Source organism: Pseudomonas asiatica (genome assembly GCF_009932335.1).
Classification (GTDB): domain Bacteria; phylum Pseudomonadota; class Gammaproteobacteria; order Pseudomonadales; family Pseudomonadaceae; genus Aquipseudomonas; species Aquipseudomonas asiatica.
Genome location: NZ_BLJF01000001.1, coordinates 2,044,070 through 2,068,325 on the forward strand (window position 1 = coordinate 2,044,070; position 24,256 = coordinate 2,068,325).

At 62.9% G+C, this 24,256-nt stretch carries 22 protein-coding genes; 3 read left to right on the forward strand and 19 right to left on the reverse strand.

The features are described 5' to 3' along the window. Window positions 1–60: 60 nt before the first annotated feature. The 15 genes from GYA95_RS09660 to hisN all read right to left on the reverse strand — a co-directional run bounded on the left by GYA95_RS09660 (window position 61) and on the right by hisN (window position 15,920). Window positions 61–972 (reverse strand): LysR family transcriptional regulator, encoded by a 912-nt coding sequence (locus tag GYA95_RS09660; protein ID WP_015270375.1) that lies wholly within the window; start codon window positions 970–972, stop codon window positions 61–63. A gap of 77 nt (window positions 973–1,049) precedes the next feature. Next, entirely contained in the window at window positions 1,050–1,742 is a 693-nt protein-coding gene (locus GYA95_RS09665) for a TraX family protein (RefSeq protein WP_080604873.1), read from the reverse strand. Window positions 1,743–1,745: 3 nt separating this feature from the next. Then, a complete protein-coding gene (locus GYA95_RS09670; protein ID WP_015270377.1) occupies window positions 1,746–2,822 on the reverse strand; it encodes a metal-dependent hydrolase in 1,077 nt (358 codons plus the stop codon). Between the two features lie 252 nt (window positions 2,823–3,074). Further along, the gene (locus tag GYA95_RS09675; protein ID WP_015270378.1) at window positions 3,075–4,325 is read right to left on the reverse strand and encodes an OprD family porin; all 1,251 of its coding nucleotides are present in this window, start codon (window positions 4,323–4,325) and stop codon (window positions 3,075–3,077) included. A gap of 54 nt (window positions 4,326–4,379) precedes the next feature. Then, complete coding sequence (locus GYA95_RS09680) at window positions 4,380–5,579, reverse strand: benzoate/H(+) symporter BenE family transporter (protein WP_015270379.1); 1,200 nt, start codon at window positions 5,577–5,579, stop codon at window positions 4,380–4,382. Window positions 5,580–5,710: 131 nt separating this feature from the next. Beyond that, entirely contained in the window at window positions 5,711–6,625 is a 915-nt protein-coding gene (gene catA / locus GYA95_RS09685; protein ID WP_015270380.1) for a catechol 1,2-dioxygenase, read from the reverse strand. Window positions 6,626–6,655: 30 nt separating this feature from the next. Further along, a complete protein-coding gene (locus GYA95_RS09690) occupies window positions 6,656–7,984 on the reverse strand; it encodes an MFS transporter (RefSeq protein WP_015270381.1) in 1,329 nt (442 codons plus the stop codon). A gap of 57 nt (window positions 7,985–8,041) precedes the next feature. Continuing rightward, the gene (locus tag GYA95_RS09695; protein WP_013972676.1) at window positions 8,042–8,803 is read right to left on the reverse strand and encodes a 1,6-dihydroxycyclohexa-2,4-diene-1-carboxylate dehydrogenase; all 762 of its coding nucleotides are present in this window, start codon (window positions 8,801–8,803) and stop codon (window positions 8,042–8,044) included. Between the two features lie 145 nt (window positions 8,804–8,948). Continuing rightward, window positions 8,949–9,959, reverse strand: a complete 1,011-nt coding sequence (gene benC / locus GYA95_RS09700) for a benzoate 1,2-dioxygenase electron transfer component BenC (RefSeq protein WP_015270382.1) — start codon at window positions 9,957–9,959, stop codon at window positions 8,949–8,951. 73 nt (window positions 9,960–10,032) lie between these two features. Further along, window positions 10,033–10,518: a benzoate 1,2-dioxygenase small subunit gene (gene benB, locus GYA95_RS09705; RefSeq protein ID WP_015270383.1), complete on the reverse strand. Its 486-nt coding sequence runs from the start codon at window positions 10,516–10,518 to the stop codon at window positions 10,033–10,035. Further along, window positions 10,515–11,873, reverse strand: a complete 1,359-nt coding sequence (benA, locus tag GYA95_RS09710) for a benzoate 1,2-dioxygenase large subunit (protein WP_015270384.1) — start codon at window positions 11,871–11,873, stop codon at window positions 10,515–10,517. Before benA ends, benB begins: the two co-directional genes overlap by 4 nt. A gap of 83 nt (window positions 11,874–11,956) precedes the next feature. After that, window positions 11,957–12,862, reverse strand: a complete 906-nt coding sequence (locus tag GYA95_RS09715) for an RHS repeat-associated core domain-containing protein (RefSeq protein ID WP_015270385.1) — start codon at window positions 12,860–12,862, stop codon at window positions 11,957–11,959. A 94-nt stretch (window positions 12,863–12,956) separates the two neighbouring features. Further along, the gene (gene benR / locus GYA95_RS09720) at window positions 12,957–13,913 is read right to left on the reverse strand and encodes a benABC operon transcriptional activator BenR (RefSeq protein WP_015270386.1); all 957 of its coding nucleotides are present in this window, start codon (window positions 13,911–13,913) and stop codon (window positions 12,957–12,959) included. Between the two features lie 258 nt (window positions 13,914–14,171). Further along, a complete protein-coding gene (locus GYA95_RS09725) occupies window positions 14,172–14,903 on the reverse strand; it encodes a hypothetical protein (protein ID WP_043936158.1) in 732 nt (243 codons plus the stop codon). A gap of 225 nt (window positions 14,904–15,128) precedes the next feature. Further along, complete coding sequence (hisN, locus tag GYA95_RS09730) at window positions 15,129–15,920, reverse strand: histidinol-phosphatase (RefSeq protein WP_015270388.1); 792 nt, start codon at window positions 15,918–15,920, stop codon at window positions 15,129–15,131. A gap of 147 nt (window positions 15,921–16,067) precedes the next feature. Between hisN and GYA95_RS09735 the strand changes: the two genes are divergently transcribed. After that, a complete protein-coding gene (locus tag GYA95_RS09735; RefSeq protein WP_015270389.1) occupies window positions 16,068–16,958 on the forward strand; it encodes a universal stress protein in 891 nt (296 codons plus the stop codon). A 446-nt stretch (window positions 16,959–17,404) separates the two neighbouring features. Further along, the gene (locus GYA95_RS09740; RefSeq protein ID WP_015270390.1) at window positions 17,405–19,540 is read left to right on the forward strand and encodes a TonB-dependent siderophore receptor; all 2,136 of its coding nucleotides are present in this window, start codon (window positions 17,405–17,407) and stop codon (window positions 19,538–19,540) included. Window positions 19,541–19,708: 168 nt separating this feature from the next. Here GYA95_RS09740 and GYA95_RS09745 read toward each other — a convergent pair whose 3' ends face one another. The 4 genes from GYA95_RS09745 to ptrR form a co-directional block, all read right to left on the reverse strand. Continuing rightward, complete coding sequence (locus tag GYA95_RS09745; protein WP_015270391.1) at window positions 19,709–20,230, reverse strand: acyloxyacyl hydrolase; 522 nt, start codon at window positions 20,228–20,230, stop codon at window positions 19,709–19,711. A gap of 197 nt (window positions 20,231–20,427) precedes the next feature. Next, a complete protein-coding gene (locus tag GYA95_RS09750) occupies window positions 20,428–21,174 on the reverse strand; it encodes a phytanoyl-CoA dioxygenase family protein (RefSeq protein ID WP_015270392.1) in 747 nt (248 codons plus the stop codon). 54 nt (window positions 21,175–21,228) lie between these two features. Further along, complete coding sequence (locus tag GYA95_RS09755; protein WP_015270393.1) at window positions 21,229–21,672, reverse strand: hypothetical protein; 444 nt, start codon at window positions 21,670–21,672, stop codon at window positions 21,229–21,231. Window positions 21,673–21,797: 125 nt separating this feature from the next. Next, the gene (gene ptrR / locus GYA95_RS09760) at window positions 21,798–22,664 is read right to left on the reverse strand and encodes a putrescine utilization regulator PtrR (protein WP_013972688.1); all 867 of its coding nucleotides are present in this window, start codon (window positions 22,662–22,664) and stop codon (window positions 21,798–21,800) included. Window positions 22,665–22,771: 107 nt separating this feature from the next. Here ptrR and GYA95_RS09765 point away from each other — a divergent pair, with 107 nt between their 5' ends. After that, window positions 22,772–24,157, forward strand: coding sequence for an aldehyde dehydrogenase family protein (locus GYA95_RS09765; RefSeq protein WP_015270394.1), 1,386 nt, complete (start codon window positions 22,772–22,774; stop codon window positions 24,155–24,157). Window positions 24,158–24,256 lie beyond the last annotated feature (99 nt).

Here is a 24,256-nt window from a genome sequence, read left to right on the forward strand (position 1 = left end):
GCTGCGCAGCCAGTGATAAACCCGGTTTCAGGCCCGGCATAGGGGCCTGCCATTCCCCAATCAGTCCTCCCAGGGCACGCCCGGTTCCCAGCTGGCTACCAGCAGGTCGATGAAGCCGCGTACCCGTGGCGACAGGTGGCGCTTGCTTGGGTAGACGATGCGAATCGGGTCCGCTGGCGGCCGATAGGCTTGCAGCACCTCCACCAGGGTGCCGGCGCGCAGGTCGTCGCCGGTGATGTAGGTGGGCAGGTGAATCAGCCCGAAACCCGCCCGGGCGCCGGCGAGCATCGCCTCGGAGCTGTCGATGTTCAGCCGCCCGGGGTCTTCGCACAGGTGCAGCCCCGCTTCGGTATGAAAGCGCCACGGCATGACCTTTTCGCCGGCCAGGAAGGCGATCTTGTCATGGCCGTAGAGGTCGCCGGGCACCTGTGGTACGCCGCGTGCGTCCAGGTATGCGGGCGAGGCGCAGGTGACGAACTGCTGCCAGGCCACCGTACGGGTCAAGAGTTGCGAGTCTTCCTTCGGCACACCGATACGCACCGCAACGTCGATACCCTCCTCGACCAGGTCGACGAAACGGTCGGTGAAGCGTATATCCGCGCGCAGCTCGGGCCACTGCTTCAGGTAGCGGTCGAGAATCGGCAGCACATGGCGCTGACCGAACGACAGGGGTGCTGTCAGGCGCAGGGTGCCGGTGGGCTTGCCACGGCGCTGGGCCATAGTGCTTTCCACCTCGTCCAGGTCATCCAGAATCTGCCGCCAGCGTTCATAGGCCACCAGGCCCTCGTCGGTCAGGCTCAGCTTGCGCGTGGTGCGGTTGAGCAAGCGCACGGCCATGCGCGCCTCCAGGCGAGCGATGCTCTTGCCCACCGCCGAGCGCGTCAGGCCCAAGGTGGCGGCGGCGGCGGTAAAACTGCCAGCCTTCGCGGCGCTGACGAAGGCGGTGATGTCGCCGAAGCGGTTGGGTTCCATGGGTGGTTCCTGAGTCTGGTGCGGCTGGTTTAGATAGGTATGGATTTGTGAAATGCAAGCAGGACTGTCGAGAGCGATCAAGCGAAGACCTTGATCACCACTAAATGCACCGGATAGAACAGGTAACCCCAACGCCCCACCGCAGGCACCCGCCAACCCTCCTGACGCAGCAACGACCACCCGAGCGGAATCGCCAAGGCCGCGGCCATCAGCGTCAGCACGGTAAACGGCGCCAACAGATGCTCCTGCAACCAGCTGTTGGTCAGGTTCCCCCCCATGGCCAACAGGCAGGGCAACAACCAGGCTGCCCCTTCCTTGCGCCGAGCCATCAACCAGGCGCCCGGCAGCATCACCCCCGGCAGCCCGTACATCAGCTGTTCGCTGAACAGCCACCCTGCAAGCAGACCGGCAAAGCCAAGCACGCGCGCCGAAATCAACGGATGATGCACACCCCAGGCAACCAGCAACCCCAACACCAGGGTCGGCATCACACTGAACGTTGACGAACCACTGTCCAGCCAACGGTACGCAGGTTCCGACAGCACCGCGAACACCAGCATCAGCCCCAGATAACGCAGGTTGCCGCGGGTATAGAGCGCACCGCACCTGGTGCGCGCCACATTCACCGCAATCGCCAGGCAAAACAGTGGAAACGCCAACCGGCCAACCACGAACAAGCCATCGGCATCAGGCCACAGAAAACGCAGGTGGTCGGCGACCATGGTCAGCATCGCCGTCCACTTGACCAGGTCCAGCCCGGCTGAACGCACGCCTCAGCGCCCGCGCTCGACTGTGGCAGGCCCCAGGTAGCGATCGGTCCACGCGGCCAGCGGCAAAGGTGGCTGCTGCTCGACGATCCGTCGCCAGATCAGCACCAGGTCGTCGCCATTGAACGTCGCCCCTGGCCCGGCACCCTCCCACAGCGACGGCACATCGGCAATCCAGTGCCCCTGGCTGTCTCGGTGGGCCATGTTGAAGCGGAACGTGTAGTTACCCGGGATACCCATGCGCAGGTCGCTGACCACCAGCGCATCGCCGATCTGGTCGTAGCGCAGCCAGTCGTCGGTGAACCAGCGCAGGCGCTGGTGCAACGGGTGCCCGGCCAGCGCTTGCGCCAGTTGAAGATTACGCGGCAAACGTTGCATTTCTGGCGGGTGCTGGTCGAACCCGCTGCTGATGCCCTCGTAGTAATCGCCATCCGGGGTCTTGGCCAGCACCCGCCAGACCAGGCTGTTGAACGCTATCGGCACGGCACGCACCTGGCTGACGGCGATGCCTTGACGGTCGAGGGCAGCCTGGAACCGCTGCTCGGCCGCCATGCGTCCGGCCAGGCCGAACCCCAGGTAGGCTGCGCTGAAGAGCAAGGCCAAGGTCATTATCTGCACCGCCTTGCTTGTCAGCCCCTTGATGCTTGCGTAGATCACCGCGGCCAGCAGCGGCACGGTGTAGACCGGGTCGATGATGAACACCGCCGCCCAGCTTTCCGGGGTGGCCTGCAAGGGCCAGAACAACTGCGTGCCGTAGACCGTGAAGGCGTCGAGCAACGGGTGGGTGACCAGCACCAGCCAGAACGCCAGGAACAGCCTGGGCAAGGTATAGCCTTTGCCTGGCCAGCATTTGTTGACCAGCCAGGCCAGCAGCAAGGCCAGCCCGGTGAGCACGAACAAGGAATGAGAAAAGCCGCGGTGGTAGGTCATCTGCGACACCGGGTCGGCGTAGCGGATGATCACGTCCAGGTCGGGAAGCGTGCCCAGCGCCGCACCATACAACAGTGAGCGGCGGCCCTGGATGCGGCCGAGCACGGTACCTTGCAAGGCCGCGCCGAGTACGGCCTGGGTGATGGAGTCCAAGGGTGGCATTCCTGAAAGGGAGGTTTCCGGAAGCTAACTTCATCCGGGCCCAATGCGCAATTCCTCTTGAAGGTGCATCTGTAACGGGCTGCCTGCACTGGCCTCATCGCCGGCAAGCCAGCTCCCACCCCGACCGCGTTGAGCTCAAGGTATGCGCTATCCCTGTGGGAGCTGGCTTGCCGGCGATGAGGTCAGTGCAGGCAACATAAGACAGCTGCTCCCACCGGGTTTGCACATGCCTCTATGGATGATTCAGAACAACTGCCAGGTGTACACCAGCGTCAAGCGGTTCTCGTCGATGTCGCTGCGGTAGTTGGACCGGGCCATGGCATTGCGCACCCGGATCCCCAGCCCCTTCAGCACACCGCCCTGCACCGCATAACCGATGTCCAGGTCGCGCTCGCGGTCGCGCCCTTCGTAACCCAGCCCGGTATCGACATTGTTACCGGTTATGTAGCGCACGGTCGCGGTCAGCCCCGGCACGCCCATGGCCGCGAAGTTGTAGTCGTAGCGCACCTGGTACGAGCGTTCGTCGGTGTAGGCGAACTCATAGGTCGGTACTTCGTTACCCAGCGGCGAGATGTTGGCGAACACCCGTGGGAACGGGCTGTCGCCATAAATGCCCTGGTAGCCGGCATGGAAGCTGTGCCCGCCATGCCGGGCAGTGAACATCGAGAAGAACGCCTGGTTGTCGATGTTGCCGAGCAACGCATCGCCGTCCTCGCGCGCGGTGAAATACCCCAGGTTGGCACTGAGCACCCAGTTGCCCAGGGGCTTGCTGTGCTTGAGGCCGACAAAGCCCTGTTCGTAAATGTCCTCAAGCTGCCCATACCACAGGCTGACGCTGCTCTGGTTGGCATTGAACGCATAGTCACCGCCCAGGTAGTTGAAGGCGTCGCTTTCTACCTGGCGGATCGGCACATGGCCGAGCATGGCATTCATCTTGCCGTCGCCGCCTTCGTTGCGCAGGTGGATGCTTTTCAGGTGCCCGGCCTGCACGGTCAGGCCGTCGATTTCCGCCGAGCTCAGGCTGGCGCCCTGGTAGGTCGGTGGCAACAGGCGGATGTCGCTGAAGGTCAGCACCGGCAGGTTGGGTTGCAGTTCGCCGACGCGCAATTCGGTTTTGGACAGCCGGGCCTTGAAGGTGGGCGCCAGGCGGCTGTATTCGTCGGCGGCGCGGCCGTCGCCGTGCACCGGCAGCAACCCGGTATTGGTGCGGTCTGGGCTGCTGTCGAGCTTGATGCCCAGCAGGCCCAGGGCATCAATGCCAAAGCCGACCGTGCCCGGGGTGTAGCCCGACTTGAAGTCGAGGATGAAGCCCTGGGCCCACTCCTCGGCCTTGGATTGCCGGTTTGCCCCGACGATGTCGGAGAAGTCGCGGCTGAAGTAGTAGTTACGGGCACTCAGGGTGGCCTTCGAATCTTCGAAGAAGCCGCCTTCGGCGGCCAGCAACGGTTGGCTGAGCAAAGTCAGGCCCAGGGCGACGCAAGGGGTGTGGTTCATTCCGAAGCTCTCTTGATCTTGTTTTTATGGGTAAAGCGTTGGAAGCACGGCGGTTCATGGGGTACGGCGCAGCACCTCCCGGGCACGTGGCTGGCGCAGCCTGAGCAACCCATGGCTCAGCAGGCCGAACAGCAAGCCCCAGAACGCTGCCGACAGGCCCAGGAAGGCCACCCCCGAAGCGGTGACCAGGAAGGTGAACAGCCCGGCATCGCGCTCGGTTGGTTCCGCCAGGCTGCGGGCCAGGGCTTCGCTGATGGCGCCATACAGGGCCAGCCCGGCCAGGGCGGCGATCAGGGCGGCGGGGAATGCTGCAAACAGCGACATCAGCGTGGCCCCGGCGATCCCCAGCAGCAGGTACAGCGCACTGCCAGCCACCGCCGCGACATAGCGCCGCCGTGGGTTTTCATGGGCTTCATGGCCAGTGCACAGGCTGGCAGTGACCGCCGCCAGGTTCAGCCCGTGGCAACCGAACGGCGCCAGCGCGGCACCGGCCAGCGCGCTGGCACTAATGATCGGGCTGGCCGGCGTGGGGTAGCCGGCGTTGCGCAGTACTGCCATGCCCGGCATGAACTGCCCGGTAAGGGCCACCAGCACCAGCGGCAGTGCCAGGCTGAATACCGCTGCCAGGCTGAACTGCGGGGTGACCCACTGCGGCGACGCCAGCTCCAGCACCAATGCCTCGCTGCGAAACGCACCGCTGGCCACGGTCACCAGCGTGCCCACGCACAGCACCGCCGCCACGGCGTAGCGCGGCTGCACCCGGCGCATCAGCACGTAGGTGACGAACATCGCCAGTACCAGCAGCGGTTGCACCGGCAAGGCGCGGAACACCTCGATGCCGAAGCTGAACAGGATGCCGGCCTGCATGCCGGCGGCGATGGAGCCCGGCAGGCGCGCGATGATGCGGTCGAAGGCCCCGCTGATGCCGATCAGCAGCAGGAACAGGTTGGCTACCAGGTAGGCGCCAACGGCCTGTTCCAGGCCCAGTTGCGGCAAGGCGGTGACCAGCAGCGCCGAGCCAGGGATCGACCAGGCGATCACCACCGGCACCCGGTAGCGCAGGCTGAGCAGCGCGCCGAGTACGGCACTGCCCATGGACACTGCCCAGACCCAGGAGGACAGTTGCCGATGGGACAGGCCGGCAGCTTCTGCGGCGTGGAAGATGATCACCAAGGGGCCTGCGTAGGAGATCATCGTGGCGATGCAGCCGGCGACGATGGCGGACAGTGAACTGTCCTTGATCAGGGTTTTCATGGCACCTCTCGCATCGGTGATGTATGGCAAGGGCTGCGCCCTTGATCGCCGGCAAGCCAGCTCCCACAGGGATCCCACTGGTTTCAGCCCTGTGGTGATCCTGTGGGAGCTGGCTTGCCGGCGATAAGGCCTCAGGCCTCTTGCAAAGCCCGCGGCCGCCCACTGCGCTGCTCATTGGCACCGCCCCGGGCCTGCTGCAACTGGAAGTCGAATTTCAACTCGGCATGTCGCCCCGCCTCGCCCTCGACGAACACCACCTCGCCCACCAGCCCATCCCGCGTGGCATAGGCAAAGTCATCCCACAGGTACTTGTCTCCGGCCAGGTTGATCTGCGTGGTCAGGTGTCGGTACCCCGGTGCCGAGATAAAGAAGTGCACATGCGCCGGACGCTGGCCGTGACGGCCGAGCAGGTCCAGGCACTCCTGGGTCGGCCCCTGTGGATCGCAGCCATACCCGGACGGCACGATGGAGCGCGCGCGGTAGCGGCCTTCGCCATCGGTGATGATGCGTCGGCGCAGGTTGTACTCGGACTGGCTCTGGTCGAAGAACGAATAGGTGCCACGGGTATTGGCATGCCACAGGTCGACCGTGGCCCCAGGCAACGGCCGCCCTTGTGGGTCGAGCACCTGGCCCTCGAGGTACATCGGCGTGGCCACGCCCTCCTCGCTACCGTCATCCATGCGTACTTCACCTTCGGCGATCGGCGCGCCGGCCACGTACAGCGGGCCTTCGATGGTGCGTGGAGTGCCGCCGACAAGGCCTGCCCGCTGGTCCTTGGCATCCTGCAGCAGGTCGAGGAAGTGCTCGATGCCCAACCCAGCCACCAGCAACCCGGCCTCGCCGCGGCCACCCAGGCGGTTGAGGTAGTCGACGGCATGCCAGAACTCGTCTTCGCTGATGTCCAGGTCTTCGATCAGCCGCGCGGTGTCTTGCAGCACGCGTTGCACGATGCGCTTAAGGCGCGGGCTGCCGGCATCGTTGCCAAAGCCTGCGGCCTCTTCGAAGAACTGCTGTACCTCGGCAGTGTGGGAAATTTTCACGGTCATGGTGGTTTACCTCATGTTGTTTTTCTGGAGTTACGCCTGTGCCGCAACCGTCTGGGCGTGCCGACGGCCGCTGGCCAGGTGCACGGCCATGGCCAGCGCGGCAATTGCGCCAGGGATGGCGAAAGCAATGAAATTGAGCTGCAGGGGCAGGTTGATGCCCATCAGCGCACCACCCAGCAGCGGGCCGACGATGGCACCGTTGCGGCCGATGCCCGAGGCCCAGCCCAGCCCGGTGGAGCGCACCGATAGCCCGTAGAGTTGAGCGGCGCCGGCATACAGCAGGATCTGCGTGCCGATGGTGGTGGCGCCGGCAATGAAGATCAGCAGGTACAGCACCGGCATCGGGCTGTTGACGCCCAGCAGGCTGATCGACAGCGCGGCGGCGATGAAGAACGCCACTTTGACTTTGACCAGGCTGTAACGGTCGCCCAGCCAGCCACCGAGAATCGCCCCGGCCATGCCACCGAAGTTCAGCGCCAGCAGGAACGACAGGCTCGAGCCCAGGCTGTAGCCGGCGTTGGCCATCAGCTTCGGCAGCCAGGAGCTGAGCGCGTAGACCATCAGCAGGCAGCAGAAGAACGCCAGCCACAGCGCCAGGGTGCGAATGGCCAGGCCGTTGCGAAACAGTTCCAGCACCGACGCCCCGCTGCCTTTGCGGTCGGCCGCCTGCAGCGCATCGTCCGCCTTCACGTCGCAATCCGGGTCCAGCCGCTTGAGCAGCTTGCGGGCCTCGTCGGTACGGCCCTGGCGTACCAGGAAACCGATCGATTCAGGGAGGTAGTACAGGATTACCGGCAACAACAGCAGTGGCACCGCTGCGGCGAAGAACATCGATTCCCAGCCGAAACGCGGCAGCATGAAGATGCCGACACCCGCCGAGAGCATGCCGCCCAGCGAGTAGCCACTGAACATGATCGCTACCAACGTACTGCGCAGTCGCTTGGGCGCGTACTCGTTCATCAGTGCCACGGCGTTGGGCATCAGGCCGCCACAGCCCAGGCCGGCAATGAAGCGGTAGATGCCGAACTCGCTCGGGCTGCTGGCAAACCCGTTGAGGATGGTCGCCCCGGAGAACAAGGCAAAACAGATGGCGATGCCCTTCTTGCGCCCGATGCGATCGGCCAGGCTGCCGAACGCCAGGGCGCCGAACATCATGCCGAACAGCGCATAGCTGCCCAGTGCACCGGCCTGCAACGGGGTCAGGCCCCACTCTTTCATGATGACCGGCAGTACCACGCCGTAGATGAACAAGTCATAGCCGTCGAAGATCAGCAGCAGGCCGCACCAGGCCATGACCATCCAGTGGAAGGGGGTAAAGCGCGCATTATCGATGATCGGGTGTACGTCAAGGGTTCGCATGGCATCTGTCGCTCTTGTTTTTGTTGTGAAAGAAAGCTTTTTGCCTAGGGGTGTCGCTCAGCCGAGGTCGCCGCCCCCTACCGGCAAGGTCACGCCGGTGATGTACGAGGCTTCGTCGGAAGCGAGGAACAGGATCGCGCCGACCTGCTCGTCGATGCTGCCGTAGCGGTGCATCAGGCTGCTGTCGAGGGTCTGGTCGACGATCTGCTGGTACCAGTGCTTTTCCTGTTCGGTCTGCTCGGCACTGTTGCGCGGTACGCGCCGGGGTGGCGCTTCGGTGCCGCCGGGAGCAGTGGCGTTGACCCGGATGCCACGGCCGGCGGTTTCAAAGGCCAGGCACGCAGTCAGCGCGTTGACGCCACCCTTGGCTGCGCCGTAGGGCACGCGGTTGACGCCACGGGTGGCGATGGACGAGACGTTGACGATGGCGCCGCTGCCACGCTCGAGCATGTATGGCAGTGCGGCATGGCAGCACCACAGGGTGGGGAACAGCGAACGGCGTACTTCGGCTTCGATCTGGTCCACTTCGTAGTGTTCGAAGGGCTTGGCCCAGATGGTGCCGCCAACGTTGTTGACCAGGATGTCGAGGCGGCCGAACGCTTCAACCGCGTTGGCCATTACCCTGGCGCAGTCACCATATTGTTCCAGGTCGGCGGTGAGGGTGAGCATGCCCTCGCTGGCCAGTTCGTGAACCAGTTCGGAGCGGTCTACCGCTATCACTTGCGCGCCTTCGGCCTTAAGCCGCCAGCACACGCCACGGCCGATGCCCTGGGCGGCACCGGTGACCAGGGCGACCTTGCCTTGGAATCGGTTGTTCATATCCATCTCTCCGGTTCGCCACGGTTCCTGTGGGAGCGGGCATGCCCGCGAATGCGTCCGACCAGACAAAGTTGTTGAACCTGCTGGCCTCTTCGCGGGCACGCCCGCTCCCACAGGGTCGGCGTATTACTTGGAATAAAAGGAATCAGGCCGCCGCCGCGAACTTCTCGTAGTAGAAGTTCACCGGGGTAATGCCCTGCTCGCGCACGTACTGGCTGACCGCCTCGACCATCGGTGGCGGGCCGCACAGGTACACATCCACATCACCATCGTTGAGGTGGCGCGGTTCGATGTGCTGGGTCACGTAGCCCTTCTGCGGGTACTGGCTGTCCGGGTTGGCCACGCAGGCACTGAAGGTGAAGTTGGGGATGCGCGCCGCCAGCGCCTGCAGGCGGTCGAGTTCGACCAGGTCGAAGTCGTTGGTCACGCCGTAGATCAGGTGCAGCGGGTGCTCGCTACCCTGCTCGGCGATCTTCTCCAGCATCGCCGTGAACGGCGCCAGGCCGGTACCACCGGCCAGCAGCAACAGCGGGCGCTGGATCGGCCGCAGGTAGAAGCTGCCCAGCGGCCCGGCCAGGGTCATGCTGTCGCCGGCCTTGGCCAGGTTGGTCAGGAAACTGCTCATCAACCCACCCGGCACGTTGCGGATCAGGAAGCTGACCTCGCCGTCCTTCTGCAGCGAGCTGAACGAATAGGCTCGGCTCTGCTCGCTGCCCGGCACCTTGAGGTTGACATATTGCCCCGGCAGGAAGGCCAGGCGGCTGAGGGATTCACCCTTGATCGACAGGGCAATGGTGCTGGCCGACAATTGGCGGACATCACTGATGGCGGCCTCGAAACTGGCCTGTTCGGTCTTGCACAGCTGCGACGAGGCCGGGATGCGGATGACGCAGTCGCTCTCGGCGCGCATCTGGCAGGTCAGTACGTAACCTTCGGAGATTTCATCTTCGCTCAGGGCATCTTCGATGAAGTTGTCGCCCAGGTCGTAGCGGCCGGACTCGGCCTTGCACTTGCAGGTACCGCAGGCGCCGTCGCGGCAGTCCAGCGGGATGTTGATGCCCTGGCGGTAGGCGGCGTCGGCCACGGTTTCATGGCCGGCGGCCTCGATGAAGCGGGTAACCCCGTCTTCGAAATTCAGTGCGATCTGGTAGCTCATGTTGCACCTCGCGGGCGAGCCTGGCCACGGCACGTCGCAGGACGCTCCGGGCAGCGCTCGCAAAAACCCTGGATCAGATGTGGTAGATGTCGATGACCTGGCGAACGTAGTCGTTCTTCAGCACCACCTTCTTGGCCTTGATCAGCGGCTGCTCGCCGCGCAGGTCGAGGTTGTAGAAGCTGGTGCCGAAGTAACTGTCGGTGGTCTTGTAGCGGAAGCTCAGGGTGTGCCAGTTGAAGCGCACCTGGCAGCTGCCCTCGCCCTGCTCGACGATCTCGATGTTGCTGATGTTGTGCGAGGTGCGGGTGTCGGGCACGGTTGCACTGGAGCGCTCGGTCTTGATGCGGAACACCCGGTCTTCCAGGCCGCCTCGGTTGCCGTACCAGATCAGCGAGATTTCGCTTTGTGGGTCTTCGGTAAGGGTGTCGTCATCGTCCCAGCTCGGCATCCAGAAGGTGCAATCACTGGCGTACATTTCCAGCCACTGATCCCACTGGGCGTCATCCAGGTAACGCGCTTCGCGGAAAAGGAAGTCGCGCACGGTTGCATACAGGCTCATTGCACGGCCTCCACGGGGATCAGTTGCTGTTCATCCTTCAAGGCCTGGATCATGGTTTCCTGCCAGTACTTGTGCTGCAGCACGAACAGGCCTTCGTCCTCGGTGCGTACGCCCGACAGCAGCGGCTTGAGCTCGATTTCCCGGGCCGCCTCGTCGGCGCCTTCCACCCAGTGTTCAGCGCCGCGGGACATGTCGTTCCAGCCGGTACCGCCGCCGTAGCCGGTCTGGCACGAGCGAAACTCTTCCAGGTCGTCGGGGGTGGCCATGCCGCTGACGTTGAAGAAGTCTTCGTACTGGCGAATGCGCTTGGCGCGGGCATCGGCGCTCTCGCCTTTCGGCGCGATGCAGTAGATGGTGATTTCGGTCTTGTTCACCGAAATCGGCCGGGCGATGCGGATCTGCGAGCTGAACTGGTCCATCAGGTACACGTTCGGGTACAGGCACAGGTTGCGCGAGTTCTCGATCATCCAGTCGGCACGGGCCTGGCCGAAGTCGGCGGCCAGTTGGTTGCGGCGCTCGTAGGCCGGGCGGTCCTCGGGGTTGGCCCAGCGGGTCCACAGCAGCAGGTGGCCGTGGTCGAAGGAGTAGAAGCCACCGCCCTGCTTGGCCCAGGCACCGGCGCTCATGGTCTTGATCTCGTCACCCGCCTCGCGCTGCTTGCGCTGGTTCTGGGTGGCGGCATAGTTCCAGTGCACGGAGCTGACGTGGTAGCCGTCGGCGCCGTTCTCGGCGGTTAGCTTCCAGTTGCCTTCGTAGATGTACGAACTGGCGCCACGCAGCACTTCCAGGCCTTCCGGCGACTGGTCGACGATCATGTCGATGATCTTGGCCGACTCGCCCAGGTGCTCGACCAACGGCTTGACGTCGGCCTTCAGGCTGCCGAACAGGAAGCCACGGTACGACTCGAAGCGTGCCACCTTGGTCAGGTCGTGGGAGCCGTCGCAGTTGAAGCTGTCGGGGTAGCCGGCGTTGCTTGGGTCTTTGACCTTGAGCAGCTTGCCGCTGTTGTTGAAGGTCCAGCCGTGGAACGGGCAGGTGTAGCTGGCGCGGTTGCCGCGCTTGTGCCGGCAGAGCATGGCGCCGCGGTGGCTGCAGGCATTGAGGAAGGCGTTGAGCTCACCGTCCTTGTTGCGCGCGATGAAGATCGGCTGGCGCCCCATGGTCAGGGTGAGGAAGTCGTTTTTCTCGGGGATCTGGCTTTCATGGGCCAGGTAGATCCAGTTGCCCTCGAAGATGTGTTTCATCTCCAGGTCGAACAGGCGTGGGTCGGTGAACATCTCGCGCTTGCAGCGGTAGATGCCCTTTTCACGGTCGTCCTCGAGCAAGGCATTGAGGTAGTCGAATCCCAGGGACATGGCCAGGGTCTCCCTTGTTATTGTTTAGACCTGGTCAGGTTAGGGAGACGGCTGGCGGGGGACTATCCGGATTGTGCAGAGTGTTATCCAGCTTTGCCGGGGTCTCGCACTTGTTGACTCAGCCGTTTGGGGTCATGGAGCCAGCTGTTTACTTGAGGTATCTCCTCAGCTGCTTTCATGCGACTATGGAGCGCGTCAAGAACCACGAATGCTTCAAGATTCTGTTCCCGCTCCGCTATAAGCCAATTGCGGCCACTGCTCCAGTTAACTGGCGTTCTATCAATCAGCCACCCTTTTTTCGCAATACGAGTTGACAACGTTAAGACGCTACCCTCCACCAGCAACTTCTGCCCATCAGACCATATAGCCGCGTTCATGATTGGTTCTATTTGATTCCCATAACCACGACCCAGTGCATCAACCGCCTTTACAACATGCTGGCCTACTACACGGGGGGCAGACTTGCCTCCGTTGAAATCTGGATTGATGCTATACCCGCTTTTGGTGCTTCCAGCCTTAGGCCGGATGCTTGGGAGTTTTACTTTTGGAACAACTATATGACCGCTGGGGTCAGTATTATTAACTGGATCACCACCACAATAGGCGTAACAGTTTATTCCTCCAGCACCCATTGGGCTCAAGCTGTCCGGGCTGTTGAACCGCATCAAACCCGGGTTGAGCGCACGATATCCCTCCCCCAACAAGTAGTGCCCTGTTACAGACTCTTTTTTCTGCCCGCTGTAGCGAAGTACAGTTGCGCATTGCTCGTTTCCATCAAATCCATAAACTGTGTACTGCAGCGAACAAGGGGGAAACTGCAAGATAGATCCATGCTCGTCCATGGCGTAGAACGCCGCCTGCCCACCATTGCGCTGTGCCAGTGCCCGGCCAGCGCCCCGCAGCAAAGCCGAAGCCCCTGCGCCGGTATGTTTGACCAGCGCGAGGCCTTCGGGGGAATAGAAATAGAGATCCTTCTGTAACGTCGACATGGTTGCCACCTTTTACCCGAAATAAAGCAAATGGTGGGTCGAGCATTAAATGCGAACAACTAGCAAAAATATCAGGTGGCCGAGCTAGCTGGCCTCATCCTCGTCGCTTGAACGTCTGCGAAGGCAGCTCACCAAACTGCTGCCGATACACCTCGGAAAACCGCCCCAAATGCAGAAATCCGTAATCCAGAGCAAGCTCTGTCACGCTGCGAACCCCACAAGTCGAGTCGCTCAGGCACGCATGCACCCGCTCCAGCTTGCGCTGGCGTACGTAATGCTTGGGTGTGGTACCCAAATGCTGGTCAAACAGCGCATACAACGAACGTAAACTCATGCATGCCTGCTCCGCCAGAACTTCAGCCGACAGCTCCAGCTTCAGGTTGCGCTCAATGTACTCAAGAATGCGCTCAAGCCCCGCTTGCGGTGCGCTCAGGCATTCGCGACGGATATTGGTGCTCATCAAGGTCAGCAGCTTGCTGGCGACGATCTGGCTGTAGTGGCCCTGCACCCTGGGCAGCGAATCGCTCACCTCTGCTTCCTGGCAGACCATGCCCAGCAGGTTGACGAACCCGTCCAGCTCGTCCAGCCGGTAATGGTTGCGCAAGAACCGCACCCCGCCATCAGGGCGGTGCCAGCGCTGTTCGTCGCAGATCGAATCCAGTAGCCGGGTCGGCACCTTGAGGATGAACTTCTCGCAGTCTTCCGAGTAGGTCAGGTCAACCGGGTCGTCGGGGTTGATCAACAATAGTTCGCCCGGCACCAGGTGGTGCTCGCGCTTGTGCCCGCGCCACAGGCAGTTGCCATTGAGCAGCACCTGCAGGTGGTAGATGGTTTCCAGTGCCGGCGAGGTAACGCGCACGCTGCCGCCGTAGCTGATGCGGCAAAGGTCCAGCTCAGCGAACTTGCGGTGGCTGAGGCTGGCTTGCGGATGAGTGGTGCGAGACAAACCGATGCAATGCTGGCCTACGTGCTGGTTGACATAATCGGACACAGCATAAGGGTCGGCGTGATGAAACACGCTACTGCGCTCGCTCAGCAGGCGGCTTTCCATAGGCAAGGTTACCCGGATCGTTATTGTTCTGGTTGCCGCATCCTACGGCCCGGCGGGCTGTGGTTGCGGTCGTCACGGTCATTCTACCGAGCCGGTTGCGGGTCGCGGGGGCAGGCGACAACCGGTGGATGGGCACACTTAAGCAAAAAGGCGGGGGTTGGGCAATGCGACCTTGGGAATGGATGGGCGGATAGCGAACAGTAAGGACAGGTCAGTGTTCGTTTATCGAACGGCTCAGGCAACCCGGCAACGCTCACTTCACTGCACCGGCAGGAAGTTCATCAACAACAGGCTTTGCGCATAATTCAACCCAATCCTCCTATACCGCTCATCCAGCAACTCCGCCAGCAAATCCAGCCGTGCCACGATCTTGCCGAACTCCACGGCAAAACTCAGGTTGCTGCCCTCTTCCGAGATTTCGTTGGAGAACAACAGCAGAACACCATTGGCATCTTGCCGCTGGCTCAACATCCAGGTGGCCTTCTCGATATTGCGTGCCGCGTTGTTGACGAACAGCGGGTCGATGGTATCGGTCATGTAGAACTCTGTACGGCCGCCGTGCGCGGTAATCAGCATGCTGCCGATGGCGTAGATGAACGCACCGACCCGGTCACCGCGAAACTCGGGGCTCAGGGCGTAGCTCAAGGCTGCCAGGTCGCGACGGTTGCCTAGTTGTGGCAAGGGCTGGCGTTGCTCGATGGCGATACGGATCTGCCCCTCGGCAGTTGCAGCATCCACGTAGCCGGACAGCTTCCACTGATTGGGGTTGCGCAGGTACAGCTTGTTCATCAGCAGGTACAAGCTCTGCAGGTTATCGCGCATGGACAGCGTGGCCAGGCGATCGACGCTGGTCTGGAACAGCTCGCTGGGTTTGCCGTTGCCGAACTGGTCGAGCACGTCGCGGCCCTGCTGCTGGGTGCAGGCGCACAGGCATGTGAGGGCGCCTGCCATTAGCAGGCGGGGGAAGAATTTTGGCTTGCTTGCAACCATCGGCACCGGGTCGATATTCGGCGGCCGCACCGTGGATCAGTGTGGCCTGGCCATGCATAGAGCCCGGAAATTGGAAAAAGTGCGGTGATCGGGGGTTTTGCATACCTGTGCCGGCCGCTTCGCGGGTAAACCCGCGCCCACAGGATCACCACAAATCTTGAAAACTGCGCAGAACCTGTAGGAGCGGGTTTACCCGCGAAGAGGCCGGCGCAGGCATTACATGAATTACATGGCGTGACGCAACATCTCCACCACCTGCGCATGCAGCGCCGGGTCACCACAGGCCACCACGCACCCGCCATTCTGCGCACTGCTACCATCCCACGCCGTGATCACCCCGCCCGCCCCTTCGATGATCGGCATCAGCGCCTGCACGTCATATGGCTGCAGGCTCGCCTCGACGATCACGTCGACGAACCCGGAAGCCAGCATGCAATAGGCATAGCAATCGCCACCGTAACGCATCAGGCGCGCCTTGCCGGCAACGGCCTCGAACGCAGCCTTGCGCGCGGCGGTATCGAACATGTCCGGCGTGGTGCACATCAACGTGGCCGAGGCCAGGTCGGCACAGGCGCGGGTCTTCAACGGCGCACCGCTGCGCCAGGCGCCTTCCGGCGTTCCGACAAAGCGTTCGCCGGTGAACGGCTGGTTCATCACCCCGACCACCGGGTGCGTGCCGTCGTTCAGGGCAATCAGCGTGCCCCACAGCGGCAGGCCGGTGATGAAGGCGCGGGTGCCGTCGATCGGGTCGAGCACCCAGGTCAGCGGGCTGCTGCCGACTGCCACGCCGGCTTCTTCACCGAGGATGCCGTGGTCGGGATAGCGGGCCTGGATCAGCTCGCGCATGGCGTCCTCGGCTGCCTTGTCGGCCACGGTCACCGGGTCGTACAGGCGCCCACCCTTGTCCTCGACGTCCAGGCTGGCGCGAAAGTATGGCTTGATCGCCACGGCAGCGGCATCGGCCAGCTGCTCGGCAAAGGCGCGGAATTCGCCGATCTGTTCAGCACTCAGGGACATGGGGCGGGCCTCGTGAAAATGATGGGGCCCGCATCATACCCGACACGCCGTTCCGCGCCAGCCTCCGCCAGGCTGCTCATGCGCCCTGCGCGGTCTAGACTGAACAAGACCAGATCACCGGGGGGCTGCCACACGTGGAGGTGTGAGATGAGCCAGTTCAAGCGTCTGTTCGTCATGCTCGGCCCGCAGATGCGCCACACGCCGGCGCTGCAACGCGCTGCGGCGCTGGCGGAATCCAGCGGTGCCTTGCTGGATATCAACGTGTTCGTCGACGATGTCGACACCTTCGGTTTGATGAGCGATAGCCGCGAGCGGGAACGGCTGCTCAGTGACAACCGCCAATGGCTGGCGGACGAAGCCGAGCAACTGGCCAACGCCGGCCTGGATGTATCTACCGAACTGCTGCTGACCCGCGACCCGCTGAACAGTGTGCTGGAACGGGTCGAGCGACTGGGTTGCGACCTGCTGATCAAGGATGTGCAGCACGAACCGGTGCTCAAGCGCCTGCTGGTAACGCCACTGGACTGGCAGTTGCTGAAGGACAGCCCGGTCGCCGTGCACCTGGTCAGCGATATCCGCCTTCCCCTGCCCCGGCAGATTGCCGCCGCGGTGGACCTGAACAGCCATGGCGCAGGCGAGCATCTGGATGAGCAGGTGATCCGCTGCGCCCATGCCCTGGCCCTGCAGTGCAATGCCGAGTTGCACCTGCTGCATGTGTGCGACGCGGCCAAGACACACATTGCCGACTTCGGCGCTGGCACGGTGACCATGCCCGGCTTCGATGTCAGCGTGCGCACCGCGCAGCGGGCGGCGTTCAACCGGCTGGGCGACCACCACCAGATCCCGCTGGAGCGCAGGCACTTTCTGGAAGGGGCCGCGATCAAGGCGATTGCCCAGTTCGTCGGCCACAGCCGGGCGGATGTGATCGTGATGGGCAGCCACCGGCATGATGCCATGCAGACGTTCCTGGGCGGGACGACAGCGCATGTGCTGGAGCATCCGCTGTGCAATGTGTTGGCGATCAAGGCGGTTCGGTGAGTGCTGGTATACCTGCACCGGCCTCTTCGCGGGTGAACCCGCTCTCATAGAACAACACATGACTCATTGGTTCGGCGAGGTTCTGTAGGAGCAGCCTTGTGCTGCGAAGAGGCCGGGGCTGACAAAGCCTGTCTATTGGCTGTACCGGCCTCTTCGCAGCACGAGGCTGCTCCTACAAAGGACGCGTCAGACGAGCGATATTGGTTCTCTGCGCGAAAGCGCAGCCCAAAGGGTTGGGCAATCTCCCACAGGAATTCCACTGACCTCAGGCTTGGTGAAACCCCTGTGGGAGCGGGTTTACCCGCGAAGAAGCCAACACGGATTCTACCCTTGGCATCTGGTACACCAGTTCCACATAAAAAGAATGCATTTGATAATGATTCGTAGTAGTTTCTCGGCGCTTGCCCACCCTACCCTCAGCGCCCTACTCCAGGATCGTACCGTCGATGCGTCGCACGTTCGTTTCGCTTTGTGTGCTTCATGCTGTCTCTCCGCTGGCCTTTGCCGAGCCTGAACCGCTCAGCGAACCCACCCAGATCGAACTCCAGGCCCTGAACATCACCAGCAGCGCCGACAGCGAACGTGCCGATGGCCCGGTCGAGGGTTACAAGGCTACCCGCTCGGCCAGCGCCACTCGCACCGACACTGCCCTGCACGAAACCCCGCAATCGGTCAGCGTGGTGCCCAAGGATGTACTGGAAGACACCGGCGCCACGCGTCTGCAGGACGGCCTGGACTACGCCGGCGGCGTCGGCCGCGCCAACAACTTCGGCGGCCAGGGCCTGACCACCTTCACCGTGCGTGGCTTCACCACCGGCGAGTTCTACCTCAACGGTTTCCCGATCAACCGCGGCTACCCCAACGCCCCCGACGCCAACACCGTCGAACGCCTGGAAGTGATCCGTGGCCCGGCCAGCAGCCTGTACGGCCGTGGCGACCCAGGCGGCACCTTCAACGTGGTCAGCAAGCAGCCGCTGCCAGAGTCGAAAGTTACCCTGGGCAGCCAGTTCGATGACCAAGGCATGCACCGCGCTACCCTGGACGCCACCGGGCCGCTGAATCAGGACGGCTCGCTGGCCTACCGCCTGAACCTGCTGGGTGAAGGCGGCGAAAGCTTCCGTGACGATGTGGAAAGCGAGCGCTATGACGTGGCGCCTGTAGTCAGCTGGCAGGTCAACGACAGCACGAAGATCGTCTTCGAGGGCGACTTCATGCGCAACAACCATCCGTTGGACCGTGGCCTGACCCGCCTGCCCGGCCAGCTCGGCACAGCTTCGCGCGACACCAACATCTGGGAAAAGGGCAGCGACAACCTGCTGCACAACGACAACAACATGGCCCAGTTGCGTTTCGAGCACTTGCTCAACGACAACTGGACGCTGGGCGGTGGCATGCAGTGGCTCGACGGCTCGCTCAAGGGCAATGCCGTGGAAGCCAACGCATTGCAGGCTGACGGTCGCACGCTGGGGCGCAACTTCAACTACCGCAAACTGGAGTGGACCGACCGCGACTACCAGCTCAACCTCACCGGCCACTTCGACACCGGCGGCTACGCTCATACACTGCTGACGGGCATCGAGTACGAAGACTACGACTACAACTCGATCATCCAGCGCTCGGCCAGCGGTGCCGATAAGTACCCGATTGACATCTTCGACCCGGTACTGGGCCAGCCACGCCCTGCCCTGACCCGCACCACCACCCATGACAAGGAAAACCTGAAGACCTGGGCGGCATTCATCCAGGACCAAGTGGCCCTGACCGAGCGACTGAAGGCGCTGGCGGGTGTGCGCTTCGAGCGCTTCGAGCACGATTACGACGACAAGCTGCCGACCAACCGCGACTTCAGCAAGGGCGAAAACGGCGTCACCCCACGCTTCGGCCTGATCTACGACCTGACCGATACGGTTGCGGTCTATGCCAACACCGCGCGCTCGTTCAAGCCCAACACCGGCACGCCAAACGGAGGCGGAGGCTTCGACCCGGAGAAAGGCAAGTCCTACGAACTGGGTGTGAAATGGGAGGCACTCGACCGCCAGCTGAGCATCGACGCGGCGATCTATCACATCGTCAAAGAGAACGTCCTGGCGCGCGACCCGAACGACTCAACCGGTACCTACAGTATTGCGGCCGGTGAAGTGCGCAGCCGTGGCCTGGACATCAACATCGCCGGCAACCTGACGCCAGAGTGGCGCGTGATCGGTGGCTATGCCTACGTGGACGCCGAAGTCACCCAGGATACGACCCTGCCCAAGGGCACGCGCCTGGCCAACATCCCGCGCAACAGTTTCAGCCTGCTGAACACCTACGAGTTCCAGGATGGCCTGGCCAAGGGGCTGGGGTTGGGGGTTGGGGTGAAGTACGTGGATGATCGCGCCGGCCAGACGGCAGCCACGACCTACACCATGGAGCGCTACAGCGTGGTGGACCTGCTGAGCTTCTACAAGGTCAACGAACACGTGCGGTTGAACCTGGATGTGAAGAACGTGTTCAACAAGGGCTATGACGAGGGCGCGTTCAACAACTACGTCTACCCGGGTGCGCCAAGGACAGTGCAAGCTGGGGTTTCGTATACCTTCTGACAGTTAATGGGGCTGCTTTGCAGCCCATCGCCGGCAAGCCAGCTCCCACCTCGACCGCATCGTCCCAGCCATACGCAGTCCCTTTAGGGGCCAGCGCAGATCCAAAGAACTGCGCGGTCCCTGTGGGAGCTGGCTTGCCGGCGATGGGCCGCAAAGCGGCCCCCGGTCTCAGAACCCTTTGCTATAGAACAGCGAGTACGACTCGATGCCGTCGTTAGGCTGCTTGAGCCCCGCGTTGGAGTAGTGCATCGCGCGGATCCCCACCTTCTGCTCCCCCGGCAGTTTCAGACCAAAGCCGATGCGGTCTTCGAAGTTGACCGACGAGCCCAGGCGCTGGTCGCCCACGTCGGTCTTGGAAAACGCCGCCAGGCCAATGCCGGCCTCGATGTACGGGGTATAGGTGAAACCGCTGAACTCGTAGGTGAACACCGGGCTGAACGACAGCGAGTGCGCGCCACTGGCCTCACCGCCTTCCCAATAGGTGTAGGCCGCATCCCAGTACCCGGTCAGATGACCGGTGCTGCTTTCCAGCCATTTCTTGTCCCAGTCGAACGACAGGCCGATACGGTAGGTCATGTCACCTTGGCCAGTGGCGCCAACGGCACCGCTCACCTGCGCTGCCTGGGCCAGATTCGCCCCGGCAAAGGCCAGCACTGCAGCAGCCAGCGAAGCTGCTAGACGGGTTTTCATCAATGACTTCTCCTGATGGTCTATACGACAAGTGGGGGCTTGGGCCCCTCGATCTTATGTGGTGACCGGATGCATCCCGACCGGTCACACGAAGTAATAGTTTTCTGATTATCGACCAGATAAACAGAAAGTTGAAAGTGAATTGCCACCATTGGCTAATACCCTGCGCCAGCATCTGCCATGCCGAACAGCAGCAGTCAGTCGTATTCCGCCTCTTCGTGTTCGCCCAGCAGGCGCCTTTGCCTGGGTGTGGCTTCCTCCAGCACCTGCGGGTTGAAACGCCAGTTCAGGTATGGCGAAAACTTCTGCGCGACCATGCGCCGGCCATAGTGCACTTGCAGCATGTCGCGCTGGCTTGATTGGGTGCAGTTGGCCCCGCCGCTATGCCAGACATCGCTGCGAAACACCAGCGCGTCCCCGGCATTGCACAGCACCGGCTGGGCCTCACGGCCCTGCCAGTGTTGCTCGCCAGCCTGCGGTGGCCGTGCCGCGCGGTGGCTGCCGGGCACAATCCAGGTCGGCCCGATGTGATGGTCGATATCGCTGAGGTACAGCTGCGCAGTCAGGATTTGCGGGGGCTGGGTGAAGTCGCCACGCTCGCTGAGCCAGTCGGGCAACTGCATGGGCAGATGGTCCAGGTGCAGGGCCATGCCGGGGTAGCCCGGGTGGCTGCGCCAGGCGGTCTGGCCGATCACATGGCAGTCGGCGCCCAGTGCCGCTTCGGCCAGGGCAATCAGCGGCGGCAGGTCGAGAAAGGGTAACCACAACGGGTTGCGGTTGAATACGCACTTGTAGTGTTCCAGCAGCCCCTGGTAATCCCAGTGGATAGGCTGCAGGTCATCGATGGCGCAGCGCAGCAAGGCGATACGCAAGGGCTCGAGCACACCGGGGAGCAACACATAGCCCCGCTCGTCCAACATCTCCAGCTGAAGATCCAGGCTCATGGCGATGTGCTCCTTTCAGGCAGGAGCACATCCGTACTCCTGCCCGTTTTTCCATCAACGCCAGTTCAGGTTCACGGTGGTGGGGGTCTTGCCATTCACGGTCACCAATTGCTGCACCGTCTCACCCTGGGCGTTGCCAGTCACTTTGTATTTACCGGGAGGCAACTGCACATACAGCAGCGGCCCGGCATCCGTAAGACTGAGCACGGGCTGGCCCTGTGCATTCTGGATGTCGACGGTGGCACCGCTCTGGAACTTGCCTTCCGGGCCGGTGGAGAGTTCCACGTGCAGGTCATAGCCCGGGGTCTTGCGCAGGGCGTTGGCTTCATCCTGGCCGATGCCGCCTTGCAGGTAGCGGACGCCGTTCTGCTCCTGCTGTTGCAGTTGCACGGCCTGCATGTCGATGGGGGCATTGAGGTCGGCGGCGGCCGCCAGGGTCCATGGCAGCGCCAGGGTGATCAGCAGCGCCGAGCCGAGGGCATAGTGATGGTTACGCATGGTACGACCCTCCTTTCGAGGATGGCTTACCTATTATCTGATCCTTCGGGCGTAACGGCGTTCGTGCTGATGCATGGTCGTCTTGATGAAATTCGCATCGATGGTGTGAATATTGCGCTGGAACATCAGGTTGCGCGCCCCTCCTCAAGCAGTTTCACGAACATGCTCAAACTGCGCGATACCGTGCCCCGGCGCCACACCAGCCAGGTCTTCAGGTAACGGAAATCCTCCGACATCGGCCAGGCACTGACGGTGCTGCAACCGGGCATGTTGTCGAGCATGCTGCGCGGCATCATGGCCAGGCCGGCGCCGGCGCTGACGCAGGCCAGCATGCCGTGGTACGACTCCATTTCGTGGATCTTGCCCGGCACCGCCTGGTCCTGCACGAACCAGTTCTCGAAGTGGTGGCGGTACGAACAGTTGGCGCGGAAGGCGTATATGCTTTCGCCGTTGACGTCCTGGGCGCGGGTTACCGGGGCGTGGTTGAGCGGCGCGATGACCATCATTTCTTCCTCGAACACCGGCATGCCTTCCAGCGTCGGGTGCAGCACCGGGCCGTCTACGAACGCCGCTACCAGGCGCCCCGACAGCACGCCTTCGAGCATGGTCCCGGAAGGCCCGGTGGACAGGTCCAGGTCGACCTTGGGGTAACGCTGGTTATAGGCCGCCAGCAAGGCCGGGATGCGCACCGCGGCCGTGCTTTCCAGCGACCCCAGGGCGAAGGTGCCCTGCGGGTCTTCACCGGCCACGGTCAACCGCGCCTCATGCACCAGGTCAAGGATGCGCCGGGTGTACTCGAGGAAGTTCCAGCCTGCGGGGGAAAGGCGCAGGCGGCTCTTTTCACGTATGAAAAGCTCCACGCCCAGGTCCTCCTCCAGTTGCTTGATACGCGTGGTCAGGTTCGACGGCACCCGGTGGATATGCTGCGCAGCGGCACTGATGCTGCCCTGCTCAGCCACGGCCTTGAAGATCTCGAGTTGCACCAGGTCCACAGCCATTCTCCAAACGTGAATGTTTCGCTCATTATTATTCAGTTTTCATTAAAGCCATAGCCCACTAGTCTGGCGTCACGGTTCAACAACAACGAGAGTGTCCCGCCATGAGCGCGATCAGCAGCCTGACCCACGCCATCTCCCTCGACCCGTACAGCGGCGAGCAGATCGGCGCCTACCCGTTCGACACCGACGCCGCACTGGAAGCGGCGCTGCAACGCGCCAAGGTTGGCTACCGCCAGTGGCGCCAGGTGTCGCTGGGTCAGCGCAGCGAGTACCTGCTTGCCCTGGCCAGCACCCTCGAAACCAAGGCCGAAGCCTTCGCGCAAATGATCAGCCGCGAAATCGGCAAGCCTGTCGCCCAGGCCCGTGGTGAAGTCAGCAAGTGCGTCGGCCTGTGCCGCTGGTACGCCGAACATGGCCCGGCCATGCTCGCCCCCGAGCCGACCCAGGTCGAGAAAGCCCGCATCGAATACCGCCCGCTGGGCCCGATCCTGGCCGTGATGCCATGGAACTTCCCGGTCTGGCAAGTTCTGCGTGGCGCCGTGCCGGCAATCCTGGCCGGTAATACCTACGTACTCAAGCACGCGCCGAACGTAATGGGCAGCGCCTACCTGCTGGGCGAGCTGTTCAAGGATGCCGGCCTGCCGGAAGGCGTGTTCGAAGTGCTCAACGTGACGCCGGACGGTGTCACTCGCGCCATCAACGACCCACGCATCGCCGCGGTGACCCTGACCGGCAGCGTGCGTGCCGGCATGGCGATTGGTGCGCAAGCCGGCGCGGCGCTGAAGAAGTGCGTGCTGGAGCTGGGCGGTTCCGACCCGTTCATCGTGCTGGCCGACGCCGACCTGGATGCCGCCGTGAAAGCTGCCGTGATCGGCCGTTATCAGAACACCGGCCAGGTCTGCGCTGCGGCCAAGCGCCTGATCGTCGAGGAAAGCATCGTTGACGAATTCACCCGCAAGTTCGTCGAGGCTACTCGCGAGCTGAAGGTCGGCAACCCGCTGGAAGAAAGTACCTACATTGGCCCGATGGCCCGTTACGACCTGCGCGACGAGCTGGATGGCCAGGTCCAGGCGACCATCGCCGAAGGCGCCACCCTGCTGCTGGGCGGCCACAAGGTCGATGGCGTGGCCAACTTCTACGCGCCGACCGTGTTCGCCAACGTCACCCCGCAGATGACTGCGTTCAAGCAGGAGCTGTTCGGGCCGGTGGCGGCGATCATCAGCGCACGTGATGCGGAGCATGCGGTGGAGCTGGCCAACGACAGCGAATTCGGCCTGGCCTCAACCATCTACACCGCCGACTACGCGCTGGCCGAACGCATGACCGCGGCGCTGGATACCGGCGGCGTGTTCATCAACGGCTATTGCGCTTCCGACCCCCGCGTAGCGTTTGGCGGGGTGAAGAAGAGCGGCTTCGGGCGTGAACTGTCGCACTTTGGTGTGCGTGAGTTCACCAATGCCCAGACTGTGTGGCTGGACCGTAACTGATCCAGCGTAACAGGGGCCGCTTTGCGGCCCATCGCGACACAAGGCCGCTCCTACAGACGATCACGGTGCGATCCTGTGGGGTCGGCCTGTATCGCGGTC

Coding starts and splice junctions, on each gene's coding strand:
- GYA95_RS09660 (WP_015270375.1), bottom strand. CDS start 972: ATGGAACCCAACCGCTTCGGCGACATCACCGCCTTCGTCAGCGCCGCG.
- GYA95_RS09675 (WP_015270378.1), bottom strand. CDS start 4,325: ATGAACCACACCCCTTGCGTCGCCCTGGGCCTGACTTTGCTCAGCCAA.
- GYA95_RS09680 (WP_015270379.1), bottom strand. CDS start 5,579: ATGAAAACCCTGATCAAGGACAGTTCACTGTCCGCCATCGTCGCCGGC.
- catA (WP_015270380.1), bottom strand. CDS start 6,625: ATGACCGTGAAAATTTCCCACACTGCCGAGGTACAGCAGTTCTTCGAA.
- GYA95_RS09690 (WP_015270381.1), bottom strand. CDS start 7,984: ATGCGAACCCTTGACGTACACCCGATCATCGATAATGCGCGCTTTACC.
- GYA95_RS09695 (WP_013972676.1), bottom strand. CDS start 8,803: ATGAACAACCGATTCCAAGGCAAGGTCGCCCTGGTCACCGGTGCCGCC.
- benC (WP_015270382.1), bottom strand. CDS start 9,959: ATGAGCTACCAGATCGCACTGAATTTCGAAGACGGGGTTACCCGCTTC.
- benB (WP_015270383.1), bottom strand. CDS start 10,518: ATGAGCCTGTATGCAACCGTGCGCGACTTCCTTTTCCGCGAAGCGCGT.
- benA (WP_015270384.1), bottom strand. CDS start 11,873: ATGTCCCTGGGATTCGACTACCTCAATGCCTTGCTCGAGGACGACCGT.
- GYA95_RS09715 (WP_015270385.1), bottom strand. CDS start 12,862: ATGTCGACGTTACAGAAGGATCTCTATTTCTATTCCCCCGAAGGCCTC.
- benR (WP_015270386.1), bottom strand. CDS start 13,913: ATGGAAAGCCGCCTGCTGAGCGAGCGCAGTAGCGTGTTTCATCACGCC.
- GYA95_RS09725 (WP_043936158.1), bottom strand. CDS start 14,903: ATGGTTGCAAGCAAGCCAAAATTCTTCCCCCGCCTGCTAATGGCAGGC.
- hisN (WP_015270388.1), bottom strand. CDS start 15,920: ATGTCCCTGAGTGCTGAACAGATCGGCGAATTCCGCGCCTTTGCCGAG.
- GYA95_RS09735 (WP_015270389.1), top strand. CDS start 16,068: ATGAGCCAGTTCAAGCGTCTGTTCGTCATGCTCGGCCCGCAGATGCGC.
- GYA95_RS09740 (WP_015270390.1), top strand. CDS start 17,405: ATGCGTCGCACGTTCGTTTCGCTTTGTGTGCTTCATGCTGTCTCTCCG.
- GYA95_RS09745 (WP_015270391.1), bottom strand. CDS start 20,230: ATGAAAACCCGTCTAGCAGCTTCGCTGGCTGCTGCAGTGCTGGCCTTT.
- GYA95_RS09750 (WP_015270392.1), bottom strand. CDS start 21,174: ATGAGCCTGGATCTTCAGCTGGAGATGTTGGACGAGCGGGGCTATGTG.
- GYA95_RS09755 (WP_015270393.1), bottom strand. CDS start 21,672: ATGCGTAACCATCACTATGCCCTCGGCTCGGCGCTGCTGATCACCCTG.
- GYA95_RS09765 (WP_015270394.1), top strand. CDS start 22,772: ATGAGCGCGATCAGCAGCCTGACCCACGCCATCTCCCTCGACCCGTAC.